19 protein-coding genes are annotated in these 19,368 nt (G+C 61.3%); 14 read left to right on the forward strand and 5 right to left on the reverse strand.

Going from position 1 to position 19,368, the window contains the following annotated elements; genetic code table 11:
* Window positions 1–5: 5 nt before the first annotated feature.
* The 9 genes from HX875_RS10865 (at window position 6) to HX875_RS10905 (ending at window position 10,364) form a co-directional block, all read left to right on the forward strand.
* Window positions 6–734, forward strand: coding sequence for a TraX family protein (locus tag HX875_RS10865; protein WP_177043189.1), 729 nt, complete (start codon window positions 6–8; stop codon window positions 732–734).
* A 256-nt stretch (window positions 735–990) separates the two neighbouring features.
* Entirely contained in the window at window positions 991–2,244 is a 1,254-nt protein-coding gene (gene glyA, locus HX875_RS10870; protein WP_177043190.1) for a serine hydroxymethyltransferase, read from the forward strand.
* 22 nt (window positions 2,245–2,266) lie between these two features.
* Entirely contained in the window at window positions 2,267–3,517 is a 1,251-nt protein-coding gene (locus HX875_RS10875; protein WP_003209185.1) for a sarcosine oxidase subunit beta, read from the forward strand.
* A 15-nt stretch (window positions 3,518–3,532) separates the two neighbouring features.
* Window positions 3,533–3,835 (forward strand): sarcosine oxidase subunit delta, encoded by a 303-nt coding sequence (locus HX875_RS10880; protein ID WP_088423301.1) that lies wholly within the window; start codon window positions 3,533–3,535, stop codon window positions 3,833–3,835.
* Window positions 3,832–6,849 carry a sarcosine oxidase subunit alpha gene (locus HX875_RS10885; RefSeq protein ID WP_177043191.1) on the forward strand — a complete coding sequence of 1,006 codons (3,018 nt, stop codon included), beginning with the start codon at window positions 3,832–3,834 and terminating at the stop codon, window positions 6,847–6,849. Before HX875_RS10880 ends, HX875_RS10885 begins: the two co-directional genes overlap by 4 nt.
* Window positions 6,850–6,989: 140 nt before the next feature.
* Entirely contained in the window at window positions 6,990–7,622 is a 633-nt protein-coding gene (locus tag HX875_RS10890; RefSeq protein WP_177043192.1) for a sarcosine oxidase subunit gamma, read from the forward strand.
* A 122-nt stretch (window positions 7,623–7,744) separates the two neighbouring features.
* Window positions 7,745–8,602, forward strand: coding sequence for a formyltetrahydrofolate deformylase (purU, locus tag HX875_RS10895; protein ID WP_003209192.1), 858 nt, complete (start codon window positions 7,745–7,747; stop codon window positions 8,600–8,602).
* Window positions 8,603–8,785: 183 nt separating this feature from the next.
* Window positions 8,786–9,985 carry a formaldehyde dehydrogenase, glutathione-independent gene (fdhA, locus tag HX875_RS10900; protein ID WP_177043193.1) on the forward strand — a complete coding sequence of 400 codons (1,200 nt, stop codon included), beginning with the start codon at window positions 8,786–8,788 and terminating at the stop codon, window positions 9,983–9,985.
* A 31-nt stretch (window positions 9,986–10,016) separates the two neighbouring features.
* A complete protein-coding gene (locus HX875_RS10905; RefSeq protein WP_177043194.1) occupies window positions 10,017–10,364 on the forward strand; it encodes a hypothetical protein in 348 nt (115 codons plus the stop codon).
* Window positions 10,365–10,391: 27 nt separating this feature from the next.
* Here the strand turns inward: HX875_RS10905 and HX875_RS10910 are convergent, their stop codons facing one another.
* The 4 genes from HX875_RS10910 to HX875_RS10925 form a co-directional block, all read right to left on the reverse strand.
* Window positions 10,392–11,366 (reverse strand): hypothetical protein, encoded by a 975-nt coding sequence (locus tag HX875_RS10910; RefSeq protein WP_177043195.1) that lies wholly within the window; start codon window positions 11,364–11,366, stop codon window positions 10,392–10,394.
* A gap of 261 nt (window positions 11,367–11,627) precedes the next feature.
* Window positions 11,628–12,086 carry an anti-sigma factor domain-containing protein gene (locus tag HX875_RS10915; RefSeq protein WP_063026662.1) on the reverse strand — a complete coding sequence of 153 codons (459 nt, stop codon included), beginning with the start codon at window positions 12,084–12,086 and terminating at the stop codon, window positions 11,628–11,630.
* A gap of 84 nt (window positions 12,087–12,170) precedes the next feature.
* Window positions 12,171–12,848, reverse strand: coding sequence for an anti-sigma factor (locus HX875_RS10920; protein WP_177043196.1), 678 nt, complete (start codon window positions 12,846–12,848; stop codon window positions 12,171–12,173).
* Window positions 12,845–13,480, reverse strand: a complete 636-nt coding sequence (locus HX875_RS10925) for a sigma-70 family RNA polymerase sigma factor (RefSeq protein ID WP_256348087.1) — start codon at window positions 13,478–13,480, stop codon at window positions 12,845–12,847. Before HX875_RS10925 ends, HX875_RS10920 begins: the two co-directional genes overlap by 4 nt.
* A 153-nt stretch (window positions 13,481–13,633) precedes the next feature.
* Between HX875_RS10925 and HX875_RS10930 the strand changes: the two genes are divergently transcribed.
* Window positions 13,634–14,203, forward strand: coding sequence for a DUF2780 domain-containing protein (locus tag HX875_RS10930; RefSeq protein ID WP_177043198.1), 570 nt, complete (start codon window positions 13,634–13,636; stop codon window positions 14,201–14,203).
* Here HX875_RS10930 and HX875_RS10935 read toward each other — a convergent pair.
* Window positions 14,200–15,087, reverse strand: a complete 888-nt coding sequence (locus HX875_RS10935) for an acyltransferase (protein WP_177043199.1) — start codon at window positions 15,085–15,087, stop codon at window positions 14,200–14,202. The genes HX875_RS10930 and HX875_RS10935 overlap by 4 nt on opposite strands.
* A 173-nt stretch (window positions 15,088–15,260) precedes the next feature.
* On the opposite strand from HX875_RS10935, the gene rloA2 reads away from it, so the two are divergent.
* From rloA2 to creD, 4 genes are read left to right on the forward strand one after another with little or no spacing between them, the layout of a single operon-like run.
* Window positions 15,261–15,761, forward strand: a complete 501-nt coding sequence (gene rloA2 / locus HX875_RS10940; RefSeq protein ID WP_003209205.1) for a retropepsin-like aspartic peptidase RloA2 — start codon at window positions 15,261–15,263, stop codon at window positions 15,759–15,761.
* Window positions 15,762–15,769: 8 nt separating this feature from the next.
* A complete protein-coding gene (gene creB, locus HX875_RS10945) occupies window positions 15,770–16,438 on the forward strand; it encodes a two-component system response regulator CreB (protein WP_177043200.1) in 669 nt (222 codons plus the stop codon).
* Complete coding sequence (gene creC / locus HX875_RS10950; protein ID WP_177043201.1) at window positions 16,438–17,877, forward strand: two-component system sensor histidine kinase CreC; 1,440 nt, start codon at window positions 16,438–16,440, stop codon at window positions 17,875–17,877. The genes creB and creC overlap by 1 nt, the downstream gene beginning before the upstream one ends.
* Window positions 17,878–17,929: 52 nt before the next feature.
* A complete protein-coding gene (gene creD / locus HX875_RS10955; RefSeq protein WP_177043202.1) occupies window positions 17,930–19,261 on the forward strand; it encodes a cell envelope integrity protein CreD in 1,332 nt (443 codons plus the stop codon).
* Window positions 19,262–19,368 lie beyond the last annotated feature (107 nt).

Below are 19,368 nucleotides of genomic sequence, written 5' to 3' on the forward strand. Positions count from 1 at the left end.
GAATTATGCACGGTTCTGAAAGCCTTCCTGTAAGCCGCGTCCGCGATGGGGCCCTGGATCTGCTCAAGTGGCTGGCGCTGCTCTGCATGGTGCTGGACCACCTGCGTTATGTCGGTTTGAGCCTGGACGGGCTGTACGTGCCGGGGCGCCTGGCGTTCCCGTGGTTTTGCCTGGCGATTGCGGCGAATCTGCACCGGGTAAAGGATGAGCCGGTGACTGGCCAGTGGCGCTACCTGGGCTGGTTGCTGTTGTTCAGCGTGATCAGTGAAGTGCCGTACCGGCTGTTCATTGACGACGCCGACACGCTGAACGTGCTGCCGACCCTGGCGCTGGGCCTGCTGGTTGCCCGGGGATGGCAGCAGAAGGCGGTCATTGATCGAGGATTGGCGTTGATCGCGCTGGTTTTGGCGGGGTTGTTTTCGGCGCAGTTGATGTTCGGCTTTTTTGGCGTGCTGCTGCCGTTGGCGATGCTGCTGGTGTTTCGTCGGCCTTGGTATTTCAGCGTGTTGCCGGGAGTGGTGTGCCTGGCTGCCAATCAATGGCAGATCCTGCTCAATAGCGGCACGCTGGTGGCGATGCTGGGATTGGCGACATGCGTGATCGCGCCACTGGCTGGGCTGGTCTTGTTGCGACAGGTCAGGCACGTGTCGCCGCCGGCCATGCGGCGCTGGGCGTATGCGCTTTATCCGGCGCATTTCCTGCTGCTGCTACTCGTGCGCAAGATCATCGCCTGACCCCTGTGGGAGCTGGCTTGCCTGCGATGCAGACGCCTCGGAGTATCAGGTACACCGAGGGGATGCCATCGCAGGCAAGCCAGCTCCCACACAAGCCTGCTCCCACATTTTTTCCGTGTTGTTCCGGCCATGTCGTAAACGCACCTTTGCGTGGCGTGCGTAGGCATTTGGTCTCTCTGCGCCAGCCCTACCATCGCATCAAAGGGCGCTGCCGCGTGCGTGAGCCTCAACAAGACAAAATGCCGGGAGAGACGCGATGTTCAGCAAGCAAGACCAGATCCAGGGTTATGACGATGCACTGCTGGCGGCCATGAATGCCGAGGAGCAGCGTCAGGAAGATCATATCGAGCTGATCGCGTCGGAGAACTACACCAGCAAGCGCGTCATGGAAGCCCAGGGCAGCGGCCTTACCAACAAATACGCCGAAGGTTATCCGGGCAAGCGCTACTACGGTGGCTGCGAGCACGTGGACAAGGTTGAAGTGCTGGCCATCGAGCGCGCCAAGCAACTGTTCGGTGCCGACTACGCCAACGTGCAGCCGCACTCCGGTTCGTCCGCCAACAGCGCGGTGTACCTGGCGCTGTTGAACGCCGGCGACACGATCCTCGGCATGAGCCTGGCCCACGGTGGTCACCTGACCCACGGCGCCAAAGTGTCGTCGTCGGGCAAGCTGTACAACGCGGTGCAATACGGCATCGACACCACCACCGGCCTGATCGACTACGACGAAGTCGAGCGCCTGGCCGTGGAGCACAAGCCGAAGATGATCGTGGCGGGTTTCTCCGCTTACTCCAAGACTCTGGATTTCCCGCGCTTTCGCCAGATTGCCGACAAGGTTGGCGCGCTGCTGTTCGTCGACATGGCCCACGTCGCCGGCCTGGTTGCCGCCGGCCTGTACCCGAACCCGCTGCCGTACGCCGATGTGGTCACCACCACCACCCACAAGACCCTTCGCGGTCCGCGTGGCGGGCTGATTTTGGCCAAGGCCAACGAAGAAGTTGAAAAGAAACTCAACTCGGCGGTCTTCCCCGGCGCCCAGGGCGGCCCGCTGATGCACGTGATCGCCGGCAAGGCGGTGTGCTTCAAGGAAGCCCAGGAGCCGGGTTTCAAGGCCTATCAACAGCAAGTGATCGACAACGCCCAGGCCATGGCCGGCGTGTTTATCAAACGCGGCTACGATGTAGTGTCCGGCGGCACCGATAACCACTTGTTCCTGGTCAGCCTGATCCGTCAGGGCCTCACCGGCAAAGAGGCGGACGCCGCCCTGGGTCGCGCCCACATCACCGTCAACAAGAACGCCGTGCCCAATGACCCGCAGTCGCCCTTCGTGACTTCGGGCCTGCGCATCGGCACCCCGGCGGTAACCACGCGCGGCTTCAAAGTGACCCAATGCCTCACGCTTGCCGGCTGGATCTGCGACATCCTCGACAACCTCGGCGACGCCGATGTGGAGGCCAACGTCGCCAAGCATGTGGCCGCCCTGTGCGCTGATTTCCCGGTTTATCGCTGAGCGCGGTTTTGGAGTAATGACTATGCAACGCTACTCGGGCTTCGGCCTCTTCAAGCACTCACTCAGCCACCACGAAAACTGGCAGAAGATGTGGCGCACGCCCACGCCGAAAAAGGTCTACGACGTGGTCATCGTCGGCGGCGGCGGGCATGGGCTGGCGACGGCTTACTACCTGGCCAAAGAGCACGGCATCACCAACGTGGCCGTGGTCGAGAAAGGCTGGCTGGGCGGCGGCAACACCGCGCGCAACACCACCATCGTGCGCTCCAACTACCTGTGGGATGAGTCGGCGCACCTGTACGAACACGCGATGAAACTCTGGGAAGGCTTGTCCCAGGATTTGAACTACAACGTGATGTTCTCCCAGCGTGGCGTCTACAACCTGTGCCACACCCTGCAGGATATCCGTGACTCCGAGCGTCGTGTCAGCGCCAACCGTCTCAATGGTGTGGACGGCGAACTGCTCAACGCCAAACAAGTGGCCGACGAGATTCCGTACCTCGACTGCTCGAAGAACACCCGCTACCCGGTGATGGGCGCCACCGTGCAACGTCGCGGCGGCGTGGCCCGTCACGATGCCGTGGCCTGGGGCTTTGCCCGCGCCGCCGATGCACTGGGCGTGGACCTGATCCAGCAGACCGAAGTCATCGGTTTTCGCAAGGAAAACGGCGTGTGCATCGGCGTCGAAACCAACAAGGGCTTTATCGGCGCCAAGCGCGTCGGTGTGGTGACGGCGGGTAACTCCGGCCATATGGCGTCGCTGGCGGGCTTCCGCCTGCCGATCGAATCCCACCCGCTGCAAGCGTTGGTGTCGGAGCCGATCAAACCCATCATCGACAGCGTGATCATGTCCAACGCCGTGCACGGTTACATCAGCCAGTCCGACAAGGGCGACCTGGTGATCGGCGCCGGTATCGATGGCTACAACGGCTACGGCCAGCGCGGCTCGTACCCGGTGATCGAACACACCATCCAGGCCATCGTCGAGATGTTCCCGGTGTTGTCCCGCGTGCGCATGAACCGCCAGTGGGGCGGCATCGTCGACACCACGCCGGATGCCTGCCCGATCATCTCCAAGACCCCGGTCCCGAACATGTTCTTCAACTGCGGTTGGGGTACCGGTGGCTTCAAGGCCACCCCAGGCTCAGGCAACGTATTTGCCGCGAGCCTCGCCAAGGGTGAAATGCACCCGTTGGCCGCTCCATTCTCCATCGACCGTTTCCACAACGGTGCGCTGATCGACGAACACGGCGCTGCGGCCGTCGCCCACTAACAGGAGAAATTCCCTATGTTGCATATCTTCTGTCCTCACTGTGGCGAACTGCGCTCCGAAGAGGAATTCCACGCGTCCGGCCAAGCGCACATCCCGCGCCCGCTGGACCCGAACACTTGCACCGACGAGCAGTGGGGCGACTACATGTTCTTCCGCGACAACCCGCGCGGCCTGCACCACGAACTGTGGATTCACGCCGCCGGTTGCCGCCAGTATTTCAACGCGACCCGCGACACCGTGACCTACGAAATTCTTGAAACCTACAAGATAGGCACCAAGCCGCAATTCACCGCCAAGGCTTCTGGAGAGAAGGTATGAGCCAGATCAATCGCCTGTCCAACGGTGGCCGCATCGACCGCAACAAGGTGCTGACCTTCAGCTTCAACGGCCAGAGCTACAAAGGCTTTGAAGGCGACACATTGGCCGCTGCACTGCTGGCCAACGGCGTCGACATCATCGGTCGCAGCTTCAAGTATTCCCGCCCGCGCGGCATCTTCGCCGCCGGTAGCGAGGAGCCGAACGCGGTGCTGCAGATCGGCGCCACCGAAGCCACGCAAATCCCCAACGTGCGCGCCACGCAACAGGCGCTGTACCAGGGCCTGGTCGCCACCAGCACCAACGGCTGGCCGAGCGTGAACAACGACATGATGGGCATTCTCGGCAAGGTCGGCGGCAAGCTGATGCCGCCGGGTTTCTACTACAAAACCTTCATGTACCCGCAATCGTTCTGGATGACGTACGAGAAGTACATTCGCAAGGCTGCAGGTTTAGGCCGCTCGCCGACCGAGAACGACCCGGACACCTACGACTACATGAACCGTCATTGCGACGTGCTGATTGTGGGCGCTGGCCCTGCCGGCCTGTCGGCTGCCCTGGCTGCTGCGCGAAGCGGCGCCCGGGTGATCATCGCGGACGAGCAGGAAGAGTTCGGCGGCTCCTTGCTGGACTCCCGCGAAAGCCTCGACGGCAAGCCGGCGGCCGAGTGGGTTGCCAGCGTGATCGCGGAACTCAAGGCCCTGCCGGACGTGCTGCTGCTGCCTCGCGCCACCGTCAACGGTTACCACGACCATAACTTCCTGACCATTCACGAGCGCCTCACCGATCACCTCGGTGACCGTGCGCCGATCGGCCAGGTGCGCCAGCGTATCCACCGTATTCGCGCCAAGCGTGTCGTGTTGGCCACCGGTGCGTGCGAGCGTCCGCTGGTGTACGGCAACAACGACGTGCCGGGCAACATGCTGGCCGGTGCAGTCTCGACTTACGTGCGTCGCTACGGCGTAGCGCCGGGCAAGAAGCTGGTGCTGTCCACCAACAACGATCACGCCTACCGCGTTGCGCTGGACTGGTTCGACGCAGGCCTCGCCGTGGTGGCTGTGGCCGATGCCCGCCACAACCCACGGGGTGCACTGGTTGAAGAAGCCCGCGCCAAAGGCATTCGCATCCTTACCGGCAGCGCCGTGATCGAAGCCCGTGGCAGCAAGCACGTCACGGGCGCCCGCGTGGCGGCCATCGATGTAAAAGCCCACAAAGTCACCAGCCCCGGCGAGTGGCTGGAGTGCGACCTGGTGGCCAGCTCCGGCGGCTACAGCCCGGTGGTTCACCTGGCCTCGCACCTGGGCGGCAAGCCGACCTGGCGTGAAGACATCCTCGGTTTTGTACCGGGCGAAGCACCGCAGAAACGTGTGTGCGTGGGTGGGATCAACGGCGTCTACGGTCTGGGCGACTCCCTGGCAGACGGTTTTGAAGGTGGCGTGCGCGCGGCCAGCGAAGCCGGTTTTGCACCGGTGGAAGGTACGCTGCCAAAAGCCTTGAGCCGTCTCGAAGAGCCGACCCTGGCGCTGTTCCAGGTGCCTCACGAAAAAGCCACTGCACGAGCGCCGAAGCAATTTGTCGACCTGCAAAACGACGTCACCGCCGCCGCCATCGAACTCGCCACCCGCGAAGGTTTCGAGTCGGTGGAGCACGTCAAACGCTACACCGCACTGGGCTTCGGCACCGACCAGGGCAAGCTCGGCAACGTCAACGGCCTGGCCATTGCGGCCCGTTCGCTGAACGTGACCATCCCGCAGATGGGCACCACCATGTTCCGTCCCAACTACACGCCGGTGACCTTCGGCGCAGTAGCGGGCCGCCACTGTGGGCACATCTTCGAGCCGGTGCGCTACACCGCGCTGCAAGCCTGGCACGTGAAAAACGGCGCCGAGTTTGAAGACGTCGGCCAATGGAAACGCCCTTGGTACTTCCCGCGCAACGGTGAAGACCTGCACGCCGCGGTGAAACGCGAATGCCTGGCGGTGCGCGACAGCGTCGGCCTGCTGGACGCGTCTACCCTCGGCAAGATCGACATCCAGGGCCCGGATGCCCGCGAGTTCCTCAACCGCATCTACAGCAACGCCTGGACCAAGCTCGACGTGGGCAAGGCCCGCTACGGCCTGATGTGCAAGGAAGACGGCATGGTCTTCGACGACGGCGTAACTGCCTGCCTCGCCGACAACCACTTCCTGATGACCACCACCACCGGCGGCGCCGCGCGCGTGCTGCAATGGCTGGAAATCTACCAGCAGACCGAGTGGCCAGACCTCAAGGTGTACTTCACCTCGGTCACCGACCACTGGGCGACCATGACCCTGTCCGGCCCCAACAGCCGCAAGCTGCTGAGCGAAGTCACTGACATCGACCTGGACAAGGACGGCTTCCCGTTCATGACCTGGAAAGAAGGTTTGGTGGGCGGCGTGCCGGCGCGGGTGTTCCGGATTTCGTTTACCGGTGAGCTGTCGTACGAAGTCAACGTGCAGGCCGACTACGCCATGGGCGTGCTCGAGAAAATCGTCGAGGCCGGCAAGCAATACAACCTGACGCCATACGGCACCGAGACCATGCACGTGCTGCGGGCCGAGAAGGGTTTCATCATCGTCGGCCAGGACACCGACGGCTCGATGACCCCGGACGACCTGAACATGGGTTGGTGTGTAGGCCGCACCAAACCGTTCTCGTGGATCGGCTGGCGCGGGATGAATCGCGAAGATTGCGTGCGTGAAGACCGCAAGCAACTGGTGGGCCTGAAGCCAATTGACCCGAACGTGTGGCTGCCGGAAGGCGCGCAGTTGGTGTCCGACACCAAGCAGACGATCCCGATGAAGATGGTCGGCCACGTCACTTCAAGTTATGCCCATAACTCCCTGGGTTATTCGTTTGCCATGGGCGTGGTGAAGGGCGGCTTGAAGCGCATCGGCGAGCGGGTGTTTGCACCGTTGGCGGATGGCAGCGTGATCGAGGCGGAGATTGTGTCTTCGGTGTTCTTTGACCCGAAAGGCGAACGCCAGAACATCTGACCGACCGAGTCGCCTGCATCGCAGGCAAGCCAGCTCCCACATTTGAAAGTGTTCACAATTCAAAAATGTGGGAGCCGGGCTTGCCCGCGATGAGGCCAGAACAGTCACTGCAAGACCTACAGAATTCAAACAGGTGCTTTATGACAGCAGCCAATGTTTACCAACAACGCCCCACCTCCGGAGCCAAGGCCGAGTCGTCGCTGCACCATGCCGACCTCGCCAGCCTGGTAGGCAAGGGCCGCAAGAATGCCGGTGTGACCGTGCGTGAAAAGAAACTCCTCGGCCACCTGACCCTTCGTGGCGACGGCCATGACGCTGCCTTTGCGGCCGGCGTGCACAAGGCCCTGGGCATCGAATTGCCCGGCGCGTTGACCGTCATCGTCAAGGGCGAAACCAGCCTGCAATGGCTTGGCCCGGATGAGTGGCTGCTGGTGGTGCCGAGCGGTGAAGAATTTGCCGCCGAGAAAAGCTTGCGCGAGGCGCTGGGTGAGTTGCATATCCAGATCGTCAACGTCAGCGGCGGCCAGCAGATTCTGGAACTCAGCGGCCCGAACGTGCGGGATGTGCTGATGAAGTCCACCAGCTACGACGTGCACCCCGACAGCTTCCCGGTGGGCAAGGCCATCGGCACGGTGTTCGCCAAGTCGCAACTGGTGATTCGCCATACCGCGCAAGACACCTGGGAGCTGGTGATTCGTCGCAGCTTCTCGGATTACTGGTGGCTGTGGTTGCAGGATGCGGCGGCTGAGTATGGCCTGGCCGTCGAAGCCTGATATGACGCTTACCCTGTAGGAGCCCGGCTTGCCGGCAATGGCATCGGTGAGATCGTCATCGCCGGCAAGCCGGGCTCCTACAGAGCGCGCGTTGCCTGAAGTTGTTTGAGGAGTTACCCGCAATGAGCCGCGTACCCGACACATGGATTTTGACCGCCGACTGCCCCAGCGTGCTCGGCACGGTGGACGCGGTGACCCGCTATCTGTTCGAGCAGGGCTGCTACGTCACTGAGCACCACTCCTTCGATGACCGGCTTTCGGGCCGGTTCTTCATCCGCGTGGAGTTCCGCCAGCCCGACGGTTTCGACGAACAAGCTTTCCGCGACGGCCTGGCCACCCGCGGCGAAGCGTTCGGCATGATCTTCGAACTGACCGCGCCGAACTACCGGCCGAAAGTGGTGATCATGGTCTCCAAGGCCGACCACTGCCTCAACGATTTGCTCTACCGCCAACGCATCGGCCAACTGTCGATGGACGTGGTTGCCGTGGTCTCCAACCACCCCGACCTCAAGCCTTTGGCCGACTGGCACCAGATTCCCTACTACCATTTTCCCCTGGACCCCAACGACAAACCGTCCCAGGAGCGCCAGGTGTGGCAGGTGATCGAAGAGTCGGGCGCCGAACTGGTGATCCTTGCGCGCTACATGCAAGTGCTGTCGCCGGAGCTGTGCCGCAAGCTCGACGGGAAGGCCATCAACATTCACCACTCCCTGTTGCCCGGTTTCAAGGGCGCCAAGCCGTATCACCAGGCGTACAACAAGGGCGTGAAACTGGTGGGCGCCACCGCGCATTACATCAACAACGACCTGGACGAAGGTCCGATCATCGCCCAGGGTGTGGAGGTGGTGGACCATAGTCACTACCCGGAAGACTTGATTGCCAAGGGGCGGGATATCGAAGGCCTGACCCTGGCCCGGGCGGTGGGGTATCACATTGAGCGGCGGGTGTTCTTGAACGCCAATCGCACGGTCGTTCTTTAGATTGCTATCGCAGGCAAGCCAGCTCCCACAGTTGAATGTGTTCACAAATCAACATGTGGGAGCCGGGCTTGCCCGCGATGAGGCCATTACTAACAACGCAAAAGCAGCATCTGTACCCGAGCACTTAAACGCGCTGCCTGCCTGGGCAACGCGGTTCCATAAAAACAACAGCGAGGTGAAAGCATGTCTGGTAATCGTGGTGTCGTGTATCTCGGCAACGGCAAGGTCGAAGTACAGAAAATCGACTATCCCAAAATGCAGGACCCCCGTGGCAGGAAGATCGAACACGGCGTCATCCTGCGCGTGGTCTCCACCAACATCTGCGGCTCCGACCAACACATGGTGCGCGGCCGTACCACCGCCCAGACCGGCCTGGTCCTGGGGCATGAAATCACCGGCGAAGTGATCGAGAAGGGCAGCGACGTCGAGAACCTGAAGATCGGCGACCTGGTGTCCGTGCCGTTCAACGTGGCGTGCGGCCGTTGCCGTTCCTGTAAAGAGCAGCACACCGGTGTGTGCCTGACGGTCAACCCGGCCCGTGCCGGTGGCGCCTACGGCTATGTCGACATGGGCGACTGGACCGGTGGCCAGGCCGAATACGTGCTGGTGCCTTACGCCGACTTCAACCTGCTGAAGCTGCCGAACCGCGACAAGGCCATGGAGAAAATCCGTGACCTGACCTGCCTCTCCGACATTCTGCCTACCGGCTACCACGGTGCAGTCACCGCGGGCGTTGGCCCGGGCAGCACCGTCTACATTGCCGGTGCCGGTCCGGTGGGCCTGGCGGCTGCTGCTTCCGCTCGCCTACTGGGCGCCGCAGTGGTGATCATTGGTGACGTCAACCCGATCCGCCTGGCCCACGCCAAGGCCCAGGGTTTTGAAATTGCCGACCTGTCGAAAGACACGCCGCTGCATGAGCAGATCGCTGCGTTGCTGGGCGAGCCCGAAGTGGATTGCGCCGTCGATGCCGTTGGTTTCGAAGCTCGCGGCCATGGCCATGAAGGTGCCAAGGCGGAGGCCCCGGCCACTGTGCTCAACTCGTTGATGGGCGTGGTGCGGGTGGCCGGCAAAATCGGCATTCCGGGCCTGTACGTGACCGAAGATCCGGGCGCCGTGGACGCCGCTGCAAAAATGGGCAGCCTGAGCATTCGTTTCGGCCTGGGCTGGGCCAAATCCCACAGCTTCCACACCGGGCAAACCCCGGTGATGAAGTACAACCGCCAGTTGATGCAGGCGATCATGTGGGACCGCATCAACATTGCCGATATCGTCGGTGTGGAAGTCATCAGCCTGGATGACGCGCCACGTGGCTACGGCGAGTTCGATGCGGGTGTGCCGAAGAAGTTTGTGATCGATCCGCATAAGTTGTTCAGCGCGGCGTAGGCGATAGATAAGGGCGACCCTGGGGTCGTCCTTGTTATATAAAATTTCAGTTTTCTATAAGAAACCCGGTGATGGTGATACCTATAAGCGAGAGGCAGGTAACGAGTGTTGGTATGACCATCCAATACTTGAGGTGCCGTGGTATTTGTTCAACGTCCTCAACCAGTACCATACCCCTGCGTTGAATTATTCTCGGAATGAGAATAACGGTCGCCATAGCGAATACGCGTTGCGGCCTTCCTTCAAAGTGGCTATGACGAAACGTGTACCTGTATCCGACTATAAAGGTGCTGTATTGCATATAGCGCTCAGCGGCATCGAGCTTTTTGTACATGGCAGAAAAGACGATCGGGAAGCTGAGCAGCAGGAGGGCGCATGAGCCCACCGCAAAGTATTCCAAGTACATTCAATCCACCACTGCCTGATAGAGAACTTTACCCACCCATTCTCCAGCATTGCTTCCAAGCTTGCCCAAGGCGAGTCCACCTGCTGCACCACCGATGATGGCGCATGCCAAAGCACCGGCGCCAGCCGTAGGTATACCAAAAATAATCGCGCAGGCGCCGACACCGCCAGCTGCTCCAAGTGTCCCGCCCGCAGATGCGCCACCCACTCCAATCACCAACTTGCCACCTTCAACATACTTCGCTTGCGTACACGCTTGCTCGCGGCCCGTGGAGCACGCCTCCGTTATCTCCAGTGCTGTCGCCCCAACATCCAGCGCGATACCAATATAGGTCCCCTTTTTCAATATCTGCGAAGCCTTGGCTACTCGCTTGACCGCCTCCTCATACCCGCGAATTTCTCCATGATGCCAATAGCTTTTGCTGGAGATACCCAACATTTTCTTGATGGATCCTTCATTTCTCAATCCGCTCCCGAAGCGTGCCATGCCGTGGAGTTGACTCTCGAGCCGGGAGAATAAGGTTCTTCGTTTAACCACGAACTCATCCCTTGCGGCCACAGTGCCCTTGCTCAAGTACTGCTTATGCAGACCTTCGATTTCCTGAAGAGTCTTTTCGATTCCTTCCAGGTGTTTGCTCCACGCGCTGGTGGCACTCCCGACGCCGATGGAAGCGTAGGCCATGATTTCCTGCAACTGATCGTAATTTTTGATCAGGAATTGATCAGTTGCGGAGTGTGCCAACAGGGCATGTTTTATGTTCTGCGCGGAACTCATCAACCGCGCTTCTTCGACGGTACAAGAAGCCGTACGGCTGTCACCGATAATCACCAGTTGCCCAGGTAACACCACGGTGTTGCGGATATGTTGGTTGAGGATGTCGAACTTGGTTTGAACGTGAGGATTAAGCGAGAGGCGTTGTTTCAGTAGCGGATAAGGCTGTGATCGATCATTGATAAATGCGTAAGGTCCCTGCATTGCGTGCACCTCCAAGTGACTGAGGCGCACGACTATAAGAAAGCGCTGCAGGCGGGGTAAGACGCGTGCTGGGACGTTTTCAGTGTTTCGGAAATGGACTACTTAAGTGTCGGCGTATGCCTACTCCTGCAGCCGCCGGCCGAACACAATCTTGCGCACCATGAAGATCAAATGTGGGGCTTGCTCGCGAAGGCGGTGTGCCAGACGACAAAAAGGCGACCTGGGGGCCGCCTTTTTTGCGTTGCTGATTTGCCGGGTGAATCAGCGAATCGCCAAAGCCCCCTGATACACCGTCGGCCCCGTAGGCTGCTTGCTCACCGAGCCGCCCTTGGTTTCCGAACTGACCATCAGCGTCACCGGTTTGCTGATCGACGCCTGCTGGCGCGGGTTGATGCCAATAATGCCTTTGCCGTCTTCAGGCAACAGGCCGAGTGACACCGGCGTACCGTCAGCCGGGACAGCCCACAGCTCCAGGCTTTGGTCCGGGGCGGGTGCCGTTGCGGCAATCGGCTGCACTTCGAGGTAATCCTTGTGGGCCACGATTTGCGTGGCCGGTTGCTGGGTAGTGTTCACCAGCAGCGCGGCAGCCTTGACGCTGTCCTGGGTGTAGAGGGCGCCGCCGACGCCGGCGACTACCACCAAACAGGCGCCGATGAACAGGCGTGGGCGGTTCCAGAATGAAGGCTTGTGCTCAATCACTTGGGGGTTGATCGCGGTCATTAGGCTCTTCCTGACATGTTTTGTAGTCTTTCATCGACCCAGATAATGGCGATCGGTTCCTCACCCATCGTCAGGTACCTCGGATCAAAGTGATGCCAATTGGCCCTGATACAGCACTGGCCCGGTAGGTTGTCCGGTCGGCGAACCACCCTGCGGCTCAAGACTCACCGCCAACGTCAACGGTGCCGTCAGCAGCGCCTGCTGTGCCTTGCTCAACTGAATCCGCCCTTTACCCGACACCGGCACCAGCCCCAGCGAGATCGGCTTGCCGCCCGCCGGAATCGCCCACAGCTCAAGAGCCCGGGCCGGTTCCACCGCTGCCAGCGCCAGCGGTTCAACCTGCAGATGGTCCGCGTACGCCTGGATCTTCAGCGCCGGCTGCTGGTCAGCCGCCACCAGCGTAGCGTTGTATTCCACCCCAAGATCGCGCTGGTACAACACCCCCACCAACACCGCGATCACTAGCCCGCACACCGCCGCCAGCAACCGCAGGTTCATCCAGAACGGTTTCTTCGCCGGCATGTGCAGCACTTGCGGCTCAATGCGTGCCTTGATCCCTTCCCACACATGGTCGGGCACCGGCCGCTCGGGCAGTGGCCCGGTGAGGCTGGCGAGGGCGTCCTGCCAATGGCCCAGTTCGACCCGCAACGCTGCATCGTCCAGCAACAGCTGTTCAAAACGTCGACGAGCGGTGGCAGGCATCAGCCCGATGGCGTAATCCGCCGCGAGGGCGCGGCGCAGTGAGGTGGTCTGGTAGTTCATGATTCAAGGCACCTGCGCAAGCGCTCCATGCCGCGGCGAATCCAGGATTTGACCGAGCCCAGGGGCGCGGCCAGGTGGTCGGCCAGTTCCGAGCAGGACAAGCCCTGGAAGTAAGCCACGGTGATCGATTGGCGCTGCATGCCTTCTAGGCTGTCCAGGCAACGGTTCAGGGCGTGGGCTTCACGCTCGCTGTCGAGCAGTTCATGGGCGCTGGGGCTTTCGTCGGCCATGGCCTCCTCCTGGCCTTCGCCCAGGGGCTGTTCGCGGTGTTTGCGCAACTGATCGATGGCCAGGTTGCGGGTGATGTTGATCATCCAGGTCAGCGGCGCTGACAAGTGGGCTTCATACCGGGAGGCGTTGAACCAGATGCGTACGAAGCTCTCTTGCAACACGTCCTCGGCCAGGTCCTGGCGGCCCATGAACCGCAGGGCAACACCGTGCAAACGCGGGGAAACACTGCGATAGAGGGTTTCGAACGCCTGGCGGTTACCCAAAGAACACTGGGCCAGCAATTGCCGTAGCTGATCTGCATCGTGGGTCGAAATGGGGCTTCTCCAGGCACTTGCAACAGGGCGATGGGACGGCGCACGGTAAAGAGGGCAGGCTGAGGTTAGTCCAGCTTGGGCATTCATTCCATCTACCTCCGCGCGGCTCGTGATGGATATACGCAGCCCAGGGCGATTCGGATGCAGTGGTTTTCTGAACTAATCTGCAGGGAGGGAACAATCCTTCGGCGTACCCAGTCAAACCCGTGCTTTTAGCGCTTACTTTCAGAGGTTGTCTTGATGAAGATTTCACGCGGTTTTGCCCTGTCCTGCCTGTTGACCGTGGCAGCCAGCCCGGTGTTTGCGGCAGGTTTCAGCCTCGGCGACGTGGCCAATGCCGTTTCCGGGGCACAGGGTGGCGACAAGGCGGCAGCAGCTGCGCCCACCTCACAGACCGCCGGTCTGCTGGGCGCCCTGACCTCGCAACTGAACGTGACCCCTGAGCAGGCCGTCGGTGGCACCGGCGCGATGCTGGGCCTGGCCAAGAATAAATTGGGCGGCGGTGATTACTCGCAACTGACCAAAAGCGTACCGGGCCTGGACCAGCTCTCCGGCAGCAATTCCCTGGGCAGCCTCGGCGCCCTCAGCGGCATGCTCGGCCAGAGCGGCGGCAGCAAGACTTCGGGCCTGGACGGCGTGTTGGGTAACGTGAAGAACACCAACGACCTGAACACTGCGTTCAGCGCGCTGGGCATGGACAGTGGGATGGTTGGCCAGTTTGCGCCGGTCATCCTGAAATACCTGGGCGGCCAGGGCGCCAGCGAATCGGTGCTGGGCAAGCTGGCCTCGGCCTGGGGCACAGGCGGCTAAGGTCGCTCTGCGCGCAGTTGTTCGATGCGCGCATCCTTCTCTCTCCAGAGCTGGTTGACCCAGTTCTGGACGGTCTGGCGAAACGCCGGATCGTTCTCGTAATCCCCCTGCCACAATGCCGGGTCCAGCTCTCGGGTGCGGATATCCACGATCACTTTCGGCACCGCGCCGCTGATCAAGTCCCAGAAGCCGGGAATCTTTTCCTGTGGATAAACCACGGTGACGTCGAGCACCGCGTCCAGCTGTTCGCCCATTGCGGCCAACACGAACGCCACGCCGCCGGCCTTGGGTTTGAGCAGGCGCTCGTAGGGTGAGTCCTGCTGTTTGCGCTTGGCCTGAGTGAACCGCGTACCTTCCAGGTAGTTGACCACCGTGACCGGCTGGCGCTTGAACAGCTCGCAGGCCTCTTGGGTGATCTTCAGGTCCTGGCCCGCCAGTTCCGGATGTTTGGCCAGGAACGCCTTGGTGTAGCGCTTCATGAACGGGTAATCCAGCGCCCACCACGCCAGGCCCAGGAAGGGTACCCAGATCAGCTCCTTTTTCAGGAAGAATTTGAAGAACGGCGTGCGCCGGTTGAGGGTCTGGATCAGCGCCGGGATGTCGACCCAGGATTGGTGGTTGCTGATCACCAGATAAGAAGTGTCGCCCCGCAGGTCGTCACCGCCGCGAATGTCCCATTGGGTGGGAATGCACAGGGCGAAGATCAGCTTGTCGATCTCGGCCCAGGTTTCCGCGATCCACATCACCGCCCAGGAGGCATAGTCGCGAAACCGGCCAGGGGCCACCAGCTTGAGCAGGGCAAACACCATCAACGGCCCGAACAGCACCAGGGTGTTGAGCAATAGCAGGCATGTGACGAAACAGCCGGTGAGCAGGCGGCGCATAAGTAACTCTTGGAATCATTTTTGGCCCGCCATAATAAGCAGCTTGGGTCTAGAGGCCAAATCGCAGATGTGATGATGAATGTTTCACTTAAGGCCCGGTATGCTTAGGCGCCCAACTAAGCAGCGGTTTTGCGGTCTAGAATTCGCCCACTTATTTCAAGGAAACCTCCTACGTGAAATCCATCCTTGCCCTGCTAACGCTTGTAGCCTTGCCTGTCATGGCTGCCGAGCCGACCCTGTACGGTCGCTACGAATACATTCAATTGCCGGAAATCGGCGAGACCTTCAAGGCCAAGATGGACACCGGCGCGCTGACCGCCTCGCTGTCGGCCCGGGACATCGAGACCTTCACCCGTGACGGCGACGACTGGGTACGCTTCCGCCTCGGCGGCAAGGACGCCACCAACAAGGTGTATGAGCACAAGGTCTCGCGCATCAGCAAAATCAAAAGCCGCGCCGACGAAGATGACGACAAGGACGAAGCCACCGTGGCCAAGCGCCCGGTGATCGACCTGGAAATGTGCCTGGGCAACGTCAAGCGCACCGTCGAGGTCAACCTCACCGACCGCAGCAGCTTCAACTACCCGCTGCTGATCGGCGCCAAGGCCCTGCGTGAATTTGGCGCTGCGGTAAACCCGGCACGTCGCTACACTGCCGACAAACCGGACTGCTGATTGAGACCATGCCGCACATCCTGATTGTCGAAGACGAAGCGGCCATCGCCGACACGCTGATTTTCGCCCTGCAAGGCGAGGGCTTCACCACCACCTGGCTGAGCCTCGGCCAGGCGGCGCTGGCCCATCAGCGGCAAACCCCGGCGGACCTGATCATCCTCGACATCGGCCTGCCGGACATCACCGGCTTTGAAACCTGCAAGCAACTGCGGCGCTTCAGCGAAGTGCCGGTGATGTTCCTCAGCGCCCGGGATGGCGAGATCGACCGTGTGGTGGGCCTGGAGATCGGCGCCGACGACTATGTGGTCAAGCCGTTCAGCCCGCGTGAAGTGGCGGCGCGGGTGCGGGCGATCCTCAAGCGTGTGGGCCCCGGTGCGGCTCCGGCCGTGTTTCAGGTGGACCTGGAGCGCATGCAGATCAGTTATCGCGGCCAGGCCCTGAGCCTTACGCGCCATGAATTTCGCCTGCTGCAAAGCCTGCTGGAGCAACCCGAGCGGGTGTTCAGCCGCGAACAATTGTTGGACGCCGTGGGCGTGGCCGCCGACGCGGGCTATGAGCGAAACATCGACAGCCACATCAAAAGCGTCCGTGGCAAATTGCGCACCGTAGCCCCCGACGCCGAGCCGATCCAGACCCATCGCGGCCTCGGCTACAGCTACAGCCCAGGCAACAGCTGATGCGCCTGGGGATCCGGTTCTTCCTGGTGTACGCGCTGTTTATCGGCCTGACCGGCTACTTCGTGCTCAGCACTGTAATGAAGGAAATCCGCCCCGGCGTGCGCCAGTCCACCGAAGAAACCCTGGTGGACACCGCCAACCTGCTGGCAGAAATCCTGCGCGATGATGTGAAGAACGGCACCCTCGGCCAGAGCCACTGGCCCGAATTGCTCAAGGCGTACGGCGAACGCCAGCCTGGCGCCAACATCTGGGGCCTGCCGAAAAACCAGGTCAACCACCGCATCTACGTCACCGACGCCAAGGGCATCGTGCTGCTGGATTCCACCGGCGAAGCCGTGGGCGAGGACTACTCGAAATGGAACGACGTGTACCTGACCCTGCGCGGTGAATACGGTGCGCGCTCCACCCGCAGCGAACTGGATGACCCGGCCTCGTCGGTGATGCACGTGGGCGCGCCGATCCGCGACAACGGCCAGATCATCGGCGTGGTCACCGTGGCCAAGCCCAACAGTTCGCTGCAACCGTATGTGGACCGCACCGAAGACCGGCTGCTGTGGTACGGCGCCGGGCTGGTGGGCCTGGGCCTGCTGTTTGGTGCGCTGTTGTCGTGGTGGTTGAGTGTTGCGCTGCGCCGGCTCACGGCGTATGCCCAGGCGGTCAGCGAAGGCCGGCGTGCCGAGTTGCCGCACTATCGCGGCGGCGAGCTGGAGCAGTTGTCTACCGCCGTGGAACACATGCGCACCCAGCTGGAAGGCAAGGCGTATGTCGAACGGTATGTGCACACCCTGACCCACGAATTGAAAAGCCCGCTGGCGGCGATTCGCGGCGCGGCGGAGCTGTTGCAGGGCGACATGACCCGTGACCAGCAGCAGCGTTTCGTGGGCAATATCGACAGTGAAAGTGCGCGCTTGCAGCAGTTGATCGAACGCCTGCTGAACCTGGCACAGGTGGAGCAGCGCCAGGGCCTCGAAGACCAAAGCAGCATGTCCCTTGCAGCGCTGGTGGACGAAGTGCTCAAGGCTCAGTGCGCGCGTATCGAAGGCAACAGGTTGCAGGTCGAGCAGTCGATTGCCGCAGAGGTGCAGGTGTACGGCGAGCCGTTCCTTTTGCGCCAGGCCCTGGGCAACCTGCTGGAAAATGCCTTGGATTTCACTCCGCCTGGCGGCACATTGCGGTTCAGCGCCAAGGCCTTGAATGACGGCGTCGAATTCAGCCTGTTCAACCAGGCCGAGCCGATTCCCGAGTACGCCTTGCCGCGCCTCAGCGAGCGCTTCTATTCGCTGCCGCGCCCGGCCAGCGGGCGCAAGAGCACTGGCCTTGGGCTGAACTTTGTCGAGGAAGTGATGAAGCTGCACGGCGGCTCATTGCAGATCGGCAACGTGCCGGGCGGTGTGCAGGTCAGACTGCATCTCCACACAGTCTCCACATTCCCTTCATAAATCCCCCTTAAGCGCCCGCCAGACTCTCCCCCATCAAAACAGGGAGAGCTTCATGAACCGCAATCTGCTTTTCAAACTGGGCGCCATCGCGCTGCTGATCGTGCTGCTGTTGATTCCGTTGCTGATGATCCACGGGGTGATTACCGACCGTCAGCAACTGCGCGACGACGTGTTGCAGGACATCGCCCGCAGTTCCAGTTACAGCCAGCGCCTCAGTGGGCCGGTGTTGGTGGTGCCGTATCGCAAGACCGTCCGGGAGTGGAAGCTCAATGAAAAGCTCAACGAACGCTACGAAGAAACCCGTGAGGTGCGCGGTCGTCTGTATTTCCTGCCGGAGCAGTTTGCCCTCGACGGCCAGGTGCAAACCGAAGTGCGCGCCCGGGGCATCTACCAGGCGCGGCTGTTCCACGCCGACAGCCGTATCAGCGGGCGGTTTGTGTTGCCGGAGCAATGGGGCATCAAGGAAAACTTTGCCGATTACCGCTTTGACCCGGCGTATCTGGCGGTGGGTATCAGCGACATTCGCGGCATTGAAAATGCGCTGAAGCTGGAACTGGGCAGCCAGCAACTGGTGTTTTCGCCGGGCACCCAAGTGGCATGGCTGGGGGAGGGCGTTCACGTGATGTTGCCCGAGCAGGACAGCAAGAAACCCGCACCCCTGGACTTCGCCTTCGACCTGCGCCTGCAAGGCACCGAGCAGTTGCAAGTGGTGCCGGTGGGCAAGACCAGCCAGGTCAAGCTGGCCTCCAACTGGCCGCATCCAAGTTTTATCGGCAACTTCCTGCCGGCCCAGCGTGAGGTCACCGCCCAAGGCTTTACCGCCAGTTGGCAGACCACGTTCTTCTCCACCAACCTGGAAGAAGCCCTTGCCGGTTGCCTGACGGAGCGCGGGTGCGACGACTTCAATGGACGCAGCTTCGGCGTGAGTTTTATCGACCCGGTGGACCAGTACCTCAAGAGCGACCGGGCGATCAAATATGCGCTGCTGTTTATCGCCCTGACGTTTGCCGGCTTCTTCCTGTTCGAGGTGCTCAAGAGCCTGGCGGTGCACCCGATCCAGTACGCGTTGGTGGGGGTTGCCCTGGCGTTTTTCTACCTGCTGCTGTTGTCATTGTCCGAGCATATCGGCTTTGCGTTGGCGTACCTGGTGTCGGCCAGTGCCTGTGTGCTGCTGATCGGGTTTTACGTGTGCCATGTGCTGCGCAGCGTTGCTCATGGGCTGGGGTTTTCGGCGGGATTGGCGGCGTTGTACGGGCTGTTGTACGGGTTGCTGAGTGCGGAGGATTACGCGTTGTTGATGGGCTCGCTGCTGCTGTTCGGGTTGCTGGGTACGGTGATGGTGCTGACCCGGAAACTGGATTGGTATGGAGTGGGCAAGCGATGAGTCGGTCGTTGGGGTTGCGGGAGGATCAGCAGGATGGGGCCCGATTGGTGGCGAGGATCAACGCGCTATTTCCTGCGGATCGAGTGCTTTTTGTGGCGAGGGAGCTT

Origin of the sequence: Pseudomonas yamanorum, assembly GCF_013386765.1 — a bacterium.
Lineage (GTDB): Bacteria > Pseudomonadota > Gammaproteobacteria > Pseudomonadales > Pseudomonadaceae > Aquipseudomonas > Aquipseudomonas yamanorum_A.

What these genes read in the sequence shown, in the direction of transcription:
- HX875_RS10865 (WP_177043189.1), top strand. Translation starts at nt 6, where the DNA reads ATGCACGGTTCTGAAAGCCTTCCTGTAAGCCGCGTCCGCGATGGGGCC.
- glyA (WP_177043190.1), top strand. Translation starts at nt 991, where the DNA reads ATGTTCAGCAAGCAAGACCAGATCCAGGGTTATGACGATGCACTGCTG.
- HX875_RS10875 (WP_003209185.1), top strand. Translation starts at nt 2,267, where the DNA reads ATGCAACGCTACTCGGGCTTCGGCCTCTTCAAGCACTCACTCAGCCAC.
- HX875_RS10880 (WP_088423301.1), top strand. Translation starts at nt 3,533, where the DNA reads ATGTTGCATATCTTCTGTCCTCACTGTGGCGAACTGCGCTCCGAAGAG.
- HX875_RS10885 (WP_177043191.1), top strand. Translation starts at nt 3,832, where the DNA reads ATGAGCCAGATCAATCGCCTGTCCAACGGTGGCCGCATCGACCGCAAC.
- HX875_RS10890 (WP_177043192.1), top strand. Translation starts at nt 6,990, where the DNA reads ATGACAGCAGCCAATGTTTACCAACAACGCCCCACCTCCGGAGCCAAG.
- purU (WP_003209192.1), top strand. Translation starts at nt 7,745, where the DNA reads ATGAGCCGCGTACCCGACACATGGATTTTGACCGCCGACTGCCCCAGC.
- fdhA (WP_177043193.1), top strand. Translation starts at nt 8,786, where the DNA reads ATGTCTGGTAATCGTGGTGTCGTGTATCTCGGCAACGGCAAGGTCGAA.
- HX875_RS10910 (WP_177043195.1), bottom strand. Translation starts at nt 11,366, where the DNA reads ATGCAGGGACCTTACGCATTTATCAATGATCGATCACAGCCTTATCCG.
- HX875_RS10915 (WP_063026662.1), bottom strand. Translation starts at nt 12,086, where the DNA reads ATGACCGCGATCAACCCCCAAGTGATTGAGCACAAGCCTTCATTCTGG.
- HX875_RS10920 (WP_177043196.1), bottom strand. Translation starts at nt 12,848, where the DNA reads ATGAACTACCAGACCACCTCACTGCGCCGCGCCCTCGCGGCGGATTAC.
- HX875_RS10925 (WP_256348087.1), bottom strand. Translation starts at nt 13,480, where the DNA reads ATGAATGCCCAAGCTGGACTAACCTCAGCCTGCCCTCTTTACCGTGCG.
- HX875_RS10930 (WP_177043198.1), top strand. Translation starts at nt 13,634, where the DNA reads ATGAAGATTTCACGCGGTTTTGCCCTGTCCTGCCTGTTGACCGTGGCA.
- HX875_RS10935 (WP_177043199.1), bottom strand. Translation starts at nt 15,087, where the DNA reads ATGCGCCGCCTGCTCACCGGCTGTTTCGTCACATGCCTGCTATTGCTC.
- creB (WP_177043200.1), top strand. Translation starts at nt 15,770, where the DNA reads ATGCCGCACATCCTGATTGTCGAAGACGAAGCGGCCATCGCCGACACG.
- creC (WP_177043201.1), top strand. Translation starts at nt 16,438, where the DNA reads ATGCGCCTGGGGATCCGGTTCTTCCTGGTGTACGCGCTGTTTATCGGC.
- creD (WP_177043202.1), top strand. Translation starts at nt 17,930, where the DNA reads ATGAACCGCAATCTGCTTTTCAAACTGGGCGCCATCGCGCTGCTGATC.